Origin of the sequence: Streptomyces sp. P9(2023) (genome assembly GCF_032436795.1) — a bacterium.
Lineage (GTDB): Bacteria > Actinomycetota > Actinomycetes > Streptomycetales > Streptomycetaceae > Streptomyces.
Window position 1 is genome coordinate 180,657 of record NZ_JAUPWM010000009.1, and the last position, 12,680, is coordinate 193,336.

Below are 12,680 nucleotides of genomic sequence, written 5' to 3' on the forward strand. Positions count from 1 at the left end.
CTACATCCTTCGACGGAGGGGCGGATCGGCCCGGACGTCGAGGCCCGGGGGCCGGGCTGCGTGTTGGATGGACACGTGACACTCCCCCGCCCCCACCGTGACGACCTGCTGATCGCCGCCGGTGGCCTCGCCATAGGCCTGCTGATGTGGTCCTTCGGTCTGCACATCCAGACCGGCCGCCTGATCGAGGCGCGGTGGGCGACGCTGATCCCGCTCTTCGTCATGGCGGCCATGGCGACCCTGCGCCGCTCGATGCCGCAGACCGCGCTGACGGTCGGCACGCTCGCGCTGATCGCGGACCAGTTCACGTACGGCAGTCTCGTCACCGCGCTGATGTTCACGGACCTTGTCTACGCGGGGGTGGTCTACGGCTCACCCGCCGCCGCGCGGCGCATCCCGTACACGACCGGGCTCATCACCATCGGCGTGACGATCGGCTTCCTCGTCTGGTGGCAGAACGCGATCGCGCTGCTCGTCGGCGTGATCACGGGCATGGTGTCGTTCCTGCCCGCGATGACCGGCGCGGTCGTACGCAACCACCGGCAGGCCGCCGACGCCGCGCGGCTGCGCGCCGAACAGACCGCGCTGCTCGCCGAGATGGACCGTACGCACGCGGTGGTGGCCGAGCGCGCCCGGATGGCTCGGGAGCTGCACGACATGGTCGCCAACCACCTCTCCGCCATCGCGATCCACTCCACGGCCGCGCTCTCCCTGGACGACGCGGCCACCACCCGGCAGGCGCTGACGGTGATCCGGGAGAACAGCGTGGCGGGCCTCGCGGAGATGCGGCGGCTGATCGGGCTGCTCCGGGACAGCAGCGGGGATGCCGAGCCGGCCGCGGCGCCGACCCTCGACGGCCTGGACGCGCTGGTCGGCCAGGCCCGGGCGAGCGGGGAGCGGAGCGGTCTTACGTTCACCCTGGCGGACGCCAGGCCGCCGGAGGGCGGGCCGCTGCCGGCTCCGGTGGAGCTCGCCGCGTACCGGATCGTGCAGGAGTCGCTGACCAACGCCCTCAAGCACGCGGGCCCCGGTGAGGTACGGGTGGAGCTGGGCCGGCGGGCGGACGGCGCCCTCACGGTCGGGGTGACCAGCGCGCTCGGCGGGGAGCAGCCCGGGCCGCGCGCACCCGGCTCGGGGGCGGGTCTGGTGGGGATGAAGGAGCGGGTGGCGCTGCTCGACGGGGAGTTCGAGGCCGGTCCGGTGACCGCGGAGGACGGTCGGAAACAATGGCGGGTGCGGGCGGTCCTGCCCGTGGGGACGAGCGACAAGGAGCCACCCGCATGGTTCGGGTGATCGTGGCGGAGGACCAGAGCGCGGTACGGGCGGGGCTCGTCCTGATCCTGGGCAGCGCGCCGGACATCGAGGTGGTCGGGGAGGCCGCGGACGGCGAGCGCGCGGTGGAACTGGCCCGGGAGCTGCGCCCGGACCTGGTCCTGATGGACATCCAGATGCCGCGGATGGACGGCGTGACGGCGACCCGGCACGTGGTGTCCGAGGGCCTCGCGGATGTGCTCGTACTGACCACCTTCGATCTGGACGAGTATGTCTTCGGCGCGCTGCGGGCGGGCGCCGCGGGGTTCCTGCTGAAGAACACCGACGCGAAGGACCTGATCGAGGCGGTACGGACGGTGGCGCGCGGCGAGGGCCTGATCGCGCCGGCGGTGACCCGGCGGCTGATCGCCGAGTTCGCGTCCCCGCGCGGCCCGGTGCGCACAGCGAGCGGCGCGGACCCGTCCGTACTGGACGCGTTGACGCGCCGGGAGCGGGAGGTGCTCGGGGCGTTGGCGCAGGGTCTGTCGAACGCGGAGATCGCGTCCCGGCTCGACATGGCCGAGGCGACGGTCAAGACGCATGTCAGCAAGGTGCTGGGGAAGCTGAACGTTCGGAGCAGGGCTCAAGCGGCCGTACTCGCACGGGAGTTGGGTGTCTGATCCACCCGTATCGACGTTGGTCTGGACCTCTTGACGGCTGGTCCAGACCTTTCTACTCTCTCGGGGCGCGCGCATGTTCACGGACCACCCCCGCCTTGTCCGTTCGCCCCCTTGAGGAGCATCGTTGAGCACTCAAGCACAGACGCGCAGAACCGGGTTCAGACGCCGGTTCGCCGCCGGTCTGACCGCCCTGATCCTGCCCCTGGCCGCCATGGTCGGGCTCGCCGCCCCCGCCGAAGCCGCCACCGCCGCCACCGCCACGTACACCAAGGTGCAGGACTGGGGCACCGGCTTCGAGGGCAAGTGGACGGTGAAGAACACCGGCACCACCACGCTCTCCTCCTGGACCGTCGAGTGGGACTACCCCGCCGGCACCGCCGTCACCTCGGCCTGGGACGCCACCGTCACCAGCTCCGGTACCCACTGGACCGCCAAGAACGTCGGCTGGAACGGCACCCTCGCCCCGGGCGCCACCGTCTCCTTCGGCTTCAACGGCACCGGCTCGGGCGCCCCGAGCGGCTGCAAGATCAACGGCGGCTCCTGCGACGGCGGCTCCGTGCCCGGCGACAACGCGCCGTCCGCTCCCGGCACGCCCGTCGGCTCCGACATCACCAACACCTCGGTCAAGCTGACCTGGACCGCCGCGACCGACGACAAGGGCATCAAGAACTACGACGTCAAGCGCGACGGCACCACCATCGCCACGGTCACCGGGCTCACGTACACCAACACCGGGCTGACCGCCGGCACCGACTACAGCTACACGGTCGTCGCCCGCGACACCATCGACCAGACCGGTCCCGCCAGCGGCTCCGCGAGCGTCCGCACCACGGGCGGCGGGACCAACCCGCCCGTCGGCAACACCGTGAAGCTCGGCTACTTCACCAACTGGGGCGTCTACGGCCGGAACTACCACGTCAAGAACCTGGTGACGTCGGGCTCCGCGGCCAAGATCACGCACATCAACTACGCCTTCGGCAACGTCCAGGGCGGCAAGTGCACCATCGGTGACGCCTACGCCGACTACGACAAGGCCTACACCGCCGACCAGTCCGTCGACGGCAAGGCCGACACCTGGGACCAGCCGCTGCGCGGCAACTTCAACCAGCTGCGCAAGCTCAAGGCCCAGTACCCGAACATCAAGGTGCTGTGGTCGTTCGGCGGCTGGACCTGGTCCGGCGGCTTCGGCCAGGCCGTGCAGAACCCGACCGCCTTCGCGCAGTCCTGCTACGACCTGGTGGAGGACCCCCGCTGGGCCGATGTCTTCGACGGCATCGACCTGGACTGGGAGTACCCGAACGCCTGCGGTCTGTCCTGTGACACCAGCGGCCCGGCATCCTTCAAGAACATGATGCAGGCCATGCGTGCCAAGTTCGGCAGCGGCAACCTGGTCACGGCGGCCGTCACGGCCGACGCCTCCTCCGGCGGAAAGATCGACGCCGCCGACTACGCGGGCGCCGCGCAGTACATGAACTGGTTCAACGTGATGACGTACGACTTCTTCGGCGCCTGGGCGGCGCAGGGCCCGACGGCCCCGCACTCCCCGCTCACCTCGTACCCGGGCATCCCGCAGGCGGGCTTCAACTCCGCCGAGGCGATCGCCAAGTTCAAGGCGAAGGGCGTCCCGGCGAGCAAGCTGCTGCTCGGCATCGGCTTCTACGGGCGCGGCTGGACCGGCGTCACCCAGTCCGCCCCCGGCGGCACGGCGACGGGCCCGGCGGCGGGCACGTACGAGCAGGGCATCGAGGACTACAAGGTCCTGAAGAACTCCTGCCCGGCCACCGGCACGGTCGCGGGTACGGCGTACGCGCACTGCGGCTCGAACTGGTGGAGCTACGACACCCCGGCCACGGTCACGTCCAAGATGAGCTGGGCGAAGAACCAGGGCCTGGGCGGCGCGTTCTTCTGGGAGTTCAGCGGTGACAGCAGCAACGGAGAGCTGGTCGGAGCCATCAACAGCGGCCTGAACTAGCAGCGGGCTGAGCCAGCCCTACGGAAAACGGCGGCGGGGACGGTGCAGCACACCGTCCCCGCCGTCGTATGTCCGTATCAGGCCACGTTTACCCTCCCCCAGACTTCGTCCGGGGGGACCCCCATCCAGCGGGGGGCCAATCAGGCCACGTTTACCCGCTGGCCAGGAGGCGCCGCCTCCAGCCAGGCGAGGAAGCCGGTCAGCGCGTCCTCGCTCATGGCCAGCTCAAGCCGGGTCCCCCGGTGCATACAGCCCTGGATCACGGCGTCGGAGAGCAGCGCGAGCTCCTCCTCGCCCTCGGGCATCCGGCGCTCCAGGACCTCGATGGCCGAGCGCTCCAGGACCCGGCGGGGCCGCGGGGCGTACGAGAAGACCCGGAACCACGCGATCTCGTCACCGCTGTAGCGGGCGACGCCGTACACCCAGCCCTTGCCGGCGGTGTCCGGCTCCTCGGGCACGTTCCACCGCAGGGAGCAGTCGAAGGTGCCGCCGGCGCGCTGGATCAGCCTCCGGCGCAAGCCGAAGACGAAGAGCCCGATCACCACCAGTGCGACGACCAGGCCGCTCAGGAGCAGAGCGAGGAACATCTTCACCGACCTCCTCGCTGCGTCCCGTGACCGGCTTCGCCGGCGTAACCGAATACGACCTGCATATGCATCGCCTCAGCCGCGACACGGTCTGGATAATTCCAGCCGTGCCGCGGCTGAGGGCACAACTCTCGGCGCGGTCCGCTAGTGGACCGCTACCGCGCGCAACCGGACATCGGCGCGACGCTCGGCGGCGGCGTCCGACTCCGACTTCGCGCGCTCCAGCGCACGCTCGGCGCGCTGGGCGTCGATCTCGTCCGCCAGCTCGGCGATCTCCGCGAGCAGAGACAGCTTGTCGTCGGCGAACGAGATGAATCCACCGTGGACGGCGGCGACGACGGTCGCGCCCTCACTCGTACGGATGGTCACCGGGCCCGACTCCAGCACACCGAGCAGCGGCTGGTGGCCGGGCATGACGCCGATGTCGCCGGAGGTGGTACGCGCGATGACCAGGGTGGCCTCGCCGGACCAGACACTCCGGTCCGCGGCGACCAGCTCGACGTGCAGCTCAGCAGCCAAGGGTGGCTCCTCGGGTCACCACCCGGCGGTACTGCCGGGTGTTGGGGTCAATTCTAATGGGCGTGAAGAGAGGGGCGGGACCGGCCCGCGCGGGACGGCCCGCCCCTCTCATGAGCACGGGGCTCAGGAGACGCCGAGCTCCTTGGCGTTCTTCTTGAGGTCCTCGAGCCCACCACACATGAAGAAGGCCTGCTCGGGGAAGTGGTCGTACTCACCGTCGCAGATCGCGTTGAACGCGGCGATCGACTCGTCGAGCGGAACGTCCGAACCGTCCACACCGGTGAACTGCTTCGCCGCGTGGGTGTTCTGGGACAGGAAGCGCTCGACACGGCGGGCGCGGTGGACAACGAGCTTGTCCTCCTCGCTCAGCTCGTCGATACCGAGAATCGCGATGATGTCCTGGAGGTCCTTGTACTTCTGCAGGATTCCCTTGACGCGCGTGGCGGCGTCGTAGTGCTCCTGCGCGATGTAGCGCGGGTCCAGGATCCGGGACGTGGAGTCCAGCGGGTCCACGGCCGGGTAGATGCCCTTCTCGGAGATCGGACGGGAGAGAACCGTCGTCGCGTCGAGGTGGGCGAAGGTGGTGGCCGGGGCCGGGTCGGTCAGGTCGTCCGCGGGGACGTAGATCGCCTGCATCGAGGTGATCGAGTGACCACGGGTCGACGTGATGCGCTCCTGGAGGAGACCCATCTCGTCGGCCAGGTTCGGCTGGTAACCCACCGCGGAGGGCATGCGGCCGAGCAGCGTGGAGACCTCGGAACCGGCCTGGGTGAAGCGGAAGATGTTGTCGATGAAGAACAGCACGTCCTGCTTCTGCACATCGCGGAAGTACTCCGCCATGGTCAGACCGGCGAGGGCCACGCGGAGACGGGTGCCCGGGGGCTCGTCCATCTGGCCGAAGACCAGCGCGGTCTTGTCCAGAACGCCGGCCTCCTCCATCTCCACCATGAGGTCGTTGCCCTCACGGGTGCGCTCGCCGACGCCCGCGAAGACCGACACACCGTCGTGCAGCTTGGCCACACGGACGATCATTTCCTGGATAAGAACGGTCTTGCCGACACCGGCACCACCGAACAGACCGATCTTTCCACCCTTGACGTACGGGGTGAGAAGGTCGACGACCTTCAGGCCGGTCTCGAACATCTCGGTCTTCGACTCGAGCTGGTCGAACGCCGGGGCCTTGCGGTGGATCGTCCAGCGCGGCGCGTCGGCCACGGTGGACTCGTCGTCGTTCAGCACCTGACCGAGCGTGTTGAACACGCGGCCCTTGGTGACGTCACCGACGGGCACCGTGATGCCCGTGCCGGTGTTGGTCACCGCGGCCTGGCGGACCAGACCGTCGGTGGGCTGCATGGAGATGGTGCGGACAATGCCGTCACCGAGGTGCTGGGCGACCTCGAGGGTCAGCGTCTTGGTCGCGCCCTCCTCGGCCGGGTCCGGAACCTCGACGTTCAGCGCGTTGTAGATCTCCGGCATCGCGTCGACGGGGAACTCCACGTCGACGACCGGGCCGATGACCCGGGCGACGCGGCCCGTGGCGGCGGCCGTCTCAACAGTGGTCGTCATTACTTGTCACTCCCCGCGGTCGCGTCGGCCAGGGCTGCGGTGCCACCGACGATCTCGCTGATTTCCTGGGTGATTTCGGCCTGGCGGGCCGCGTTGGCAAGTCGGGAGAGGTTGTTGATCAAGTCTCCCGCGTTGTCGGTAGCCGACTTCATCGCGCGGCGCGTGGCGGCGTGCTTGGAGGCAGCCGACTGGAGCAGCGCGTTGTAGATCCGGCTCTCGACGTAGCGCGGCAGGAGGGCGTCGAGGACGTCCTCCGCCGACGGCTCGAAGTCGTACAGCGGACGGAGTGTGTCCTGCTCGCCCGCCTCCTTCGCCACCTCATCGAGGCTGAGGGGCAGCAGCCGGGCCTCGACCGCCGTCTGCGTCATCATCGAGACGAACTCGGTGTAGACGATGTGGAGCTCGTCCACTCCGCCCTCGGCCGTGTCCTGCTCGATCGCCTCGATCAGCGGAGCCGCGATCGTCTTGGCGTCCGCGTACTCAGGCTGGTCCGTGAAACCGGTCCACGAATCGGCCAGCTTGCGCTCACGGAAGTTGTAGTGCGCGATGCCACGACGGCCGACGACATAGATGTCGACCTCGCGTCCCTCGCCCTCCAGCTTCCTCGTCAGCGCCTCCGCCGTCTTGATGGCGTTGGAGTTGAAGGCGCCGGCCAGACCGCGGTCGCTCGACAGGAGCAGGACCGCGGCGCGGGTCGGGTTCTCCACCTCGGTGGTCAGCGAGTGCTTGTCGTTCGCACCCGTGGCGACCGCGGTGACCGCGCGGGTCAGCTCGGTCGCGTACGGGGTCGACGCCTGCACCTTGCGCTGCGCCTTGACGACGCGCGAGGCGGCGATCATCTCCATCGCCTTGGTGATCTTCTTCGTCGCGGTGACGGATTTGATGCGACGCTTGTAGACCCGGAGCTGCGCTCCCATGAGTCAGGTCCCTTCCGTCGTCACTTCGAGACGTTGACGGCAGCGGAAGCGTCGTCGCCCAGCAGCTTCCCGTCAGAGGTCTCGAACTGCTTCTTGAACTCCGCGATGGCGTCGGCCACGGACTGCAGGGTGTCGTCCGACATCTTGCCGCCCTCACGGATGGAGCTCATGAGACCGGAGTGGCTCTGGCGCAGGTACGCCAGCATCTCGGCCTCGAAGCGGCGGATGTCGTTGACCGGAACGTCGTCCATCTTGCCGGTGGTGCCGGCCCAGACGGAGACGACCTGGTTCTCGGTGGGCATCGGCTGGTACTGAGCCTGCTTGAGCAGCTCGACCATGCGCTGTCCACGCTCCAGCTGCGCCTTCGACGCGGCGTCCAGGTCGGAACCGAAGGCGGCGAACGCCTCCAGCTCACGGAACTGGGCCAGGTCGACACGGAGGCGACCGGAAATCTGCTTCATCGCCTTGTGCTGGGCGGAGCCACCGACACGGGAGACCGAGATACCGACGTTCAGGGCCGGACGCTGGCCGGCGTTGAACAGGTCGGACTCCAGGAAGCACTGGCCGTCGGTGATGGAGATGACGTTGGTCGGGATGAACGCCGACACGTCGTTCGCCTTGGTCTCGACGATCGGCAGACCGGTCATCGAACCGGCACCCAGCTCGTCCGAGAGCTTCGCGCAGCGCTCGAGGAGACGCGAGTGCAGGTAGAAGACGTCACCCGGGTAGGCCTCACGGCCCGGCGGGCGGCGCAGCAGCAGCGACACGGCGCGGTAGGCGTCGGCCTGCTTCGACAGGTCGTCGAAGACGATCAGGACGTGCTTGCCCTGGTACATCCAGTGCTGACCGATGGCGGAGCCGGTGTACGGCGCCAGGTACTTGAAGCCGGCCGGGTCGGACGCCGGGGCGGCGACGATCGTCGTGTACTCGAGCGCGCCGGCCTCTTCCAGGGCGCCGCGAACGGACGCGATGGTCGAGCCCTTCTGGCCCACGGCGACGTAGATGCAGCGGACCTGCTTGTTCACGTCGCCCGAGCGCCAGTTGTCACGCTGGTTGATGATCGTGTCGACGCACAGCGCGGTCTTACCGGTCTGACGGTCGCCGATGATCAGCTGACGCTGGCCACGGCCGACCGGCGTCATGGCGTCGACGGCCTTGTAACCGGTCTCCATCGGCTCGTGCACCGACTTACGGGCCATAACGCCCGGGGCCTGCAGCTCGAGGGCGCGGCGGCCCTCGGTCGCGATCTCGCCGAGGCCGTCGATCGGGTTGCCGAGCGGGTCGACGACGCGGCCGAGGTAGCCCTCGCCGACACCTACGGAGAGAACCTCACCGGTGCGCTGCACCGGCTGGCCCTCCTCGATACCGCTGAACTCGCCGAGGACGATCGCACCGATCTCGCGCTCCTCGAGGTTGAGGGCGAGACCGAGGGTGCCGTCCTCGAACTTCAGCAGCTCGTTCGCCATGGCCGAGGGAAGACCCTCCACCTTGGCGATGCCGTCGCCGGCCAGGCTGACCGTTCCGACCTCCTCGCGCGAGGCCGCGTCCGGCTGGTACGACTGGACGAAGTTCTCCAGCGCGTCCCGGATCTCCTCCGGCCGGATCGTGAGCTCCGCCATCTGGGTTCCCTGCTCTCCTTGATTGGGCCCGAAGTTTTCTTGGGGGTCTGGGGGCCGACCCCCAGGAATCTTCTGCGATGTGCACGGCCCAACCGGGCCGCTGGTGATGCTTTTGAGTTGGTGGCGCTGTCGTCAGCCGGCCAGTCGCCGGGACGCCTCACCGAGGCGCTCCGCGATGGTCCCGTTGATGACCTCGTCGCCGACCTGCACCGAGATCCCGCCGAGGACCGCCGGGTCCACGTCCAGGTTCAGGTGCATCTGGCGGCCGTACAGCTTGGCCAGGACGGCACCGAGACGCTGCTTCTGCTGGTCGGTCAGCGGCACCGCCGTGGTGACGACCGCGACCATCCGGTCCCGACGCGCCGCGGCGAGCTTGGAGAGGGACTCGAGTCCCGATTCCAGGCTACGTCCCCGGGGCTGGGTCACGAGGCGGATGATCAGGCGCTCGGTGACCGCGTTGGCCTTGCCGCCGAGCAGGCTGCGCAGCAGCTCGCTCTTGGCGGTCGCCGTGGCGGCCTTGTCCGTCAGCGCCGAGCGGAGCTCGGTGCTGGAGGAGACGATCCGACCGAACCGGAACAGCTCGTCCTCGACGTCGTCCAGCGCGCCGGCCTTCTGCGCCGCGGTGAGGTCGGCGGTGTTCGCCAGCTCCTCGACCGAGTCGACCAGGTCACGCGACTGCGACCAGCGGGACCGCACCAGGCCGGAGACCAGGTCGACGGTCTCGCCGCCCACCTGGCCGCCGAGCAGTCGCTGGGCGAGCTCGGCCTTGGCCTCGCCACCCTGCGCCGGGTCGGTCAGGACCCGACGCAGCGACACCTCGCGGTGCAGCAACGCGGTAACGGAGGCCAGCTCACCCGCGAGCTTCGCCGCGTCGACCGAGGTGTTGTCGGTCAGCGCGTCGAGGGACTCACGTCCGGCGGCCAGTGCCTCACGGCTCGCTCCGTTCATCGGACGGCCTCGGCCTTCTCCTCGAGCTCATCGAGGAAGCGGTCGATCGTGCGGCTCTGGCGGGCGTGGTCCTCGAGGGACTCGCCGACCAGCTTGCCGGCCAGGTCGGTGGCGAGCTTGCCCACGTCCTGACGCAGCGAGGTCGCCGCGGACTTGCGGTCGGCCTCGATCTGCGTGTGACCGGCCGCGATGATCTCCTCGCGCTGGCGCTGGCCTTCCGCCTTCATCTCCTGGATGATCGCGGTGCCCTGCTCCGTCGCCTCCTGGCGAAGACGCGCGGCCTCATGGCGAGCCTCGGCGAGCTGGGCCTTGTACTGCTCCAGCACACTCTGGGCCTCGATCTGGGCCGACTCGGCCTTCTCGATGCCACCCTCGATGGCCGCCCGACGCTCGTCCAGAACCTTGTTGATGTTCGGGAGGAGCTTCTTGGCGAGGAAGCCGAAGACGATGACGAAGGCGATCAGGCCGATGACGAGCTCGTCTAGATACGGGATCAGAGGAGGCTGGGGCTCCTCCGCCGCAAGAAGCAGAGCGTTCACATCAGTGCCTTCCGTAAAAAGGTGTGGGCTGTCGGTCCGATTTACTGGTAGACGAAGCCCATGACGATGCCGATGAGGGCGAGCGCCTCACAGAAGGCGAAGCCCATGATCTGGTTGGTGCGGATCAGACCGGCGGCCTCGGGCTGGCGGGCGAGGGCCTGCGTACCGTTACCGAAGATGATGCCGACGCCGACGCCGGGGCCGATCGCGGCAAGGCCGTAACCGATCGAGGCGACGTTGCCGACGACGTTGGTCTTGGCGCTGCCACCTTCGGCGGCGAGGTTGATCATGTCGAGAGCAGCGGACATGCCGTTACTTCCTTCTCTTTCAATGACCCGATGGGGGTTGGCCACCGGACGACTGTTGGATTGGGGGTGCAGCTGAATCCCCGGGCGGGAGTGGCTCAGTGGTGCTCGGCGAGCGCGCCCTGGACGTAGCTGCAGGCCAGGAGGACGAAGACGTACGCCTGGACGGCCTGGATGAAGAGCTCGAAGGCGGTCATCACGAGGACCATCACGAACGAGGCGCCGGCGTAGACGAAGCCCAGGCCGTTCATGAGGTAATAGGTGGCCAGCGTGAACATCACGATCAGCAGGTGACCGGCGAACATGTTCGCGAACAGTCGGACCGCGTGCGTGAAGGGCCGGATGATCAGGTTCGAGAAGAACTCGAGGACGACGACCATCGGGAGGATCGCACCGAGGGACTTGTCGTAACCGACGATGTTCTTCCAGCCGCCGACGAAGCCGTGCTTCTTGAAGGTCAGCGAGATCCACATGACGTACACGATCAGCGCGAGACCGGCCGGGAAGGCGATCAGCGACGTGACCGGGAACTGGGCGAGCGGAATGATCGACCAGAGGTTCATGATCCAGACGAAGAAGAACAACGACACCATGAAGGGGACGTACTTCTCGCCGTCCTTCTTGCCGATGATCTCGTAGACGATGCCGCGGCGGACGAAGTCGTAACCGGCCTCGCCGACCATCTGCATCTTGCCGGGGATCAGCTTGGGCTTGTTGAAGGCGGCCCAAAAGAACCCGACGACCACGATGGAGCCGAGGACGGCAAGCAGCATCGGCTTGGTGATCTCGATGCCTCCCACCGTGGCGATGGGCTCGTACATGAACGTTTGCAGGCCCGGCGCCGGGAAGCCGCATCCGGTGAAGATCTGGCAATCGGGGTCGAAGGCAAGCGTCTGGTCAGCACTCACCGCGGGCTCCTTCAGCGTGGCGCATAGGTACGGCAACCTCGTTGTGTCGGCGCGGCACGCAGCCGCGGGTCGGCACTGGACTGGTGTTACGGATAAGGGGGCGGCGGTTCGGCGTCGAGCCTCGCGCTGGGACAGGCGTCAGCTCGGATGCCCGCGCCCGCAGTGCCGCAGTTGGCACCGGACGATAGCAGGAAGCCGAACGCGCCTTTATCCCGGCCCTACCCCTCACTTCGACGACCCCGTGTTCTTGGGGTCGTCGATGTACATGATCTTGGCCTTCATGTAGGCACGCGCCTGCGCGGCGATCCAGACGAGGGTCGACGCGAGCAGGGTGAAGGCGAAGGCCTTGAAGTCGAAGAACGTGGTGTTCTTGAGCATCAGCATCAACACGAAGAGCAGCAGCAGCTGGGTCGTGTAGAGCAGAAGACCCATCGCCTGGAACAGGTGCGGGTACGACTTGGCCGTCCGCTGGAGCACCACGAGCCCGATCCCCATGAAGGCGATCACGACAGCGCAGCCGATGACGGCGCCGATCGCGCCCTTGCCGCCGGCGACCACGCCGCTGATGACCGTGGCGATGGCGCCGGTGGCCGCAGCGGGAATGGCGGCTGACAGAAGGATGCGTGCGTCGTTGGACGGCATGGCGGTGTCTCCGCTTGTTGCTGGTGGGGGCGATGGTGTCGTCAGGGACGAGCGTAAGCCCGGTCCGAGGTGTGTCTCGGGGCCAACGGACCGTCGCACTACGGTCTTTCGGCTCTGTCGCCGGGTCTCGTGAACGGTATCACAAACTATTTGAGTAGTTCTTTACCCGGGAAGTGTGCTGACTGTCACACATGAGTGTGACAGTGCGCGTGTGTGCAGCACGCCGG

Annotated in this window: 13 protein-coding genes; 3 read left to right on the top strand and 10 right to left on the bottom strand. The window is 68.1% G+C overall.

The annotated features are described in order from the left end of the window. The first annotated feature begins 75 nt into the window (after positions 1 to 75). The 3 genes from Q5762_RS16060 (at position 76) to Q5762_RS16070 (ending at position 3,903) form a co-directional block, all read left to right on the top strand. The gene (locus tag Q5762_RS16060) at positions 76 to 1,293 is read left to right on the top strand and encodes a histidine kinase (RefSeq protein ID WP_315892774.1); all 1,218 of its coding nucleotides are present in this window, start codon (positions 76 to 78) and stop codon (positions 1,291 to 1,293) included. Then, positions 1,281 to 1,931 (top strand): response regulator transcription factor, encoded by a 651-nt coding sequence (locus tag Q5762_RS16065; RefSeq protein WP_315892775.1) that lies wholly within the window; start codon positions 1,281 to 1,283, stop codon positions 1,929 to 1,931. Before Q5762_RS16060 ends, Q5762_RS16065 begins: the two co-directional genes overlap by 13 nt. A 211-nt stretch (positions 1,932 to 2,142) precedes the next feature. Further along, entirely contained in the window at positions 2,143 to 3,903 is a 1,761-nt protein-coding gene (locus tag Q5762_RS16070) for a glycoside hydrolase family 18 chitinase (RefSeq protein WP_315892838.1), read from the top strand. 140 nt (positions 3,904 to 4,043) lie between these two features. Here Q5762_RS16070 and Q5762_RS16075 read toward each other — a convergent pair whose 3' ends face one another. The 10 genes from Q5762_RS16075 to Q5762_RS16120 all read right to left on the bottom strand — a co-directional run bounded on the left by Q5762_RS16075 (position 4,044) and on the right by Q5762_RS16120 (position 12,453). Then, positions 4,044 to 4,490: a DUF2550 domain-containing protein gene (locus Q5762_RS16075; RefSeq protein WP_315892776.1), complete on the bottom strand. Its 447-nt coding sequence runs from the start codon at positions 4,488 to 4,490 to the stop codon at positions 4,044 to 4,046. Positions 4,491 to 4,634: 144 nt separating this feature from the next. After that, positions 4,635 to 5,009, bottom strand: coding sequence for a F0F1 ATP synthase subunit epsilon (locus tag Q5762_RS16080; protein WP_315892777.1), 375 nt, complete (start codon positions 5,007 to 5,009; stop codon positions 4,635 to 4,637). Positions 5,010 to 5,132: 123 nt separating this feature from the next. After that, positions 5,133 to 6,575, bottom strand: coding sequence for a F0F1 ATP synthase subunit beta (gene atpD, locus Q5762_RS16085; protein WP_315892778.1), 1,443 nt, complete (start codon positions 6,573 to 6,575; stop codon positions 5,133 to 5,135). Further along, a complete protein-coding gene (locus tag Q5762_RS16090; protein ID WP_315892779.1) occupies positions 6,575 to 7,492 on the bottom strand; it encodes a F0F1 ATP synthase subunit gamma in 918 nt (305 codons plus the stop codon). Before Q5762_RS16090 ends, atpD begins: the two co-directional genes overlap by 1 nt. A gap of 20 nt (positions 7,493 to 7,512) precedes the next feature. Further along, entirely contained in the window at positions 7,513 to 9,111 is a 1,599-nt protein-coding gene (atpA, locus tag Q5762_RS16095) for a F0F1 ATP synthase subunit alpha (protein WP_315892780.1), read from the bottom strand. Positions 9,112 to 9,243: 132 nt separating this feature from the next. Next, on the bottom strand, positions 9,244 to 10,059 hold the full coding sequence (locus Q5762_RS16100) for a F0F1 ATP synthase subunit delta (protein WP_315892781.1): 816 nt from the start codon (positions 10,057 to 10,059) through the stop codon (positions 9,244 to 9,246). Continuing rightward, positions 10,056 to 10,598 (bottom strand): F0F1 ATP synthase subunit B, encoded by a 543-nt coding sequence (locus Q5762_RS16105; RefSeq protein WP_315892782.1) that lies wholly within the window; start codon positions 10,596 to 10,598, stop codon positions 10,056 to 10,058. Before Q5762_RS16105 ends, Q5762_RS16100 begins: the two co-directional genes overlap by 4 nt. A gap of 41 nt (positions 10,599 to 10,639) precedes the next feature. Further along, positions 10,640 to 10,906, bottom strand: a complete 267-nt coding sequence (gene atpE, locus Q5762_RS16110) for an ATP synthase F0 subunit C (RefSeq protein ID WP_024761915.1) — start codon at positions 10,904 to 10,906, stop codon at positions 10,640 to 10,642. A gap of 95 nt (positions 10,907 to 11,001) precedes the next feature. Beyond that, on the bottom strand, positions 11,002 to 11,811 hold the full coding sequence (gene atpB / locus Q5762_RS16115) for a F0F1 ATP synthase subunit A (RefSeq protein WP_315892783.1): 810 nt from the start codon (positions 11,809 to 11,811) through the stop codon (positions 11,002 to 11,004). A 225-nt stretch (positions 11,812 to 12,036) separates the two neighbouring features. Further along, a complete protein-coding gene (locus Q5762_RS16120; RefSeq protein WP_315892784.1) occupies positions 12,037 to 12,453 on the bottom strand; it encodes a hypothetical protein in 417 nt (138 codons plus the stop codon). Between the last annotated feature and the right edge of the window lie 227 nt (positions 12,454 to 12,680).

Coding starts and splice junctions, on each gene's coding strand:
- Q5762_RS16065 (WP_315892775.1), top strand. CDS start 1,281: ATGGTTCGGGTGATCGTGGCGGAGGACCAGAGCGCGGTACGGGCGGGG.
- Q5762_RS16070 (WP_315892838.1), top strand. CDS start 2,143: ATGGTCGGGCTCGCCGCCCCCGCCGAAGCCGCCACCGCCGCCACCGCC.
- Q5762_RS16075 (WP_315892776.1), bottom strand. CDS start 4,490: ATGTTCCTCGCTCTGCTCCTGAGCGGCCTGGTCGTCGCACTGGTGGTG.
- atpD (WP_315892778.1), bottom strand. CDS start 6,575: ATGACGACCACTGTTGAGACGGCCGCCGCCACGGGCCGCGTCGCCCGG.
- Q5762_RS16090 (WP_315892779.1), bottom strand. CDS start 7,492: ATGGGAGCGCAGCTCCGGGTCTACAAGCGTCGCATCAAATCCGTCACC.
- atpA (WP_315892780.1), bottom strand. CDS start 9,111: ATGGCGGAGCTCACGATCCGGCCGGAGGAGATCCGGGACGCGCTGGAG.
- Q5762_RS16100 (WP_315892781.1), bottom strand. CDS start 10,059: ATGAACGGAGCGAGCCGTGAGGCACTGGCCGCCGGACGTGAGTCCCTC.
- atpE (WP_024761915.1), bottom strand. CDS start 10,906: ATGTCCGCTGCTCTCGACATGATCAACCTCGCCGCCGAAGGTGGCAGC.
- Q5762_RS16120 (WP_315892784.1), bottom strand. CDS start 12,453: ATGCCGTCCAACGACGCACGCATCCTTCTGTCAGCCGCCATTCCCGCT.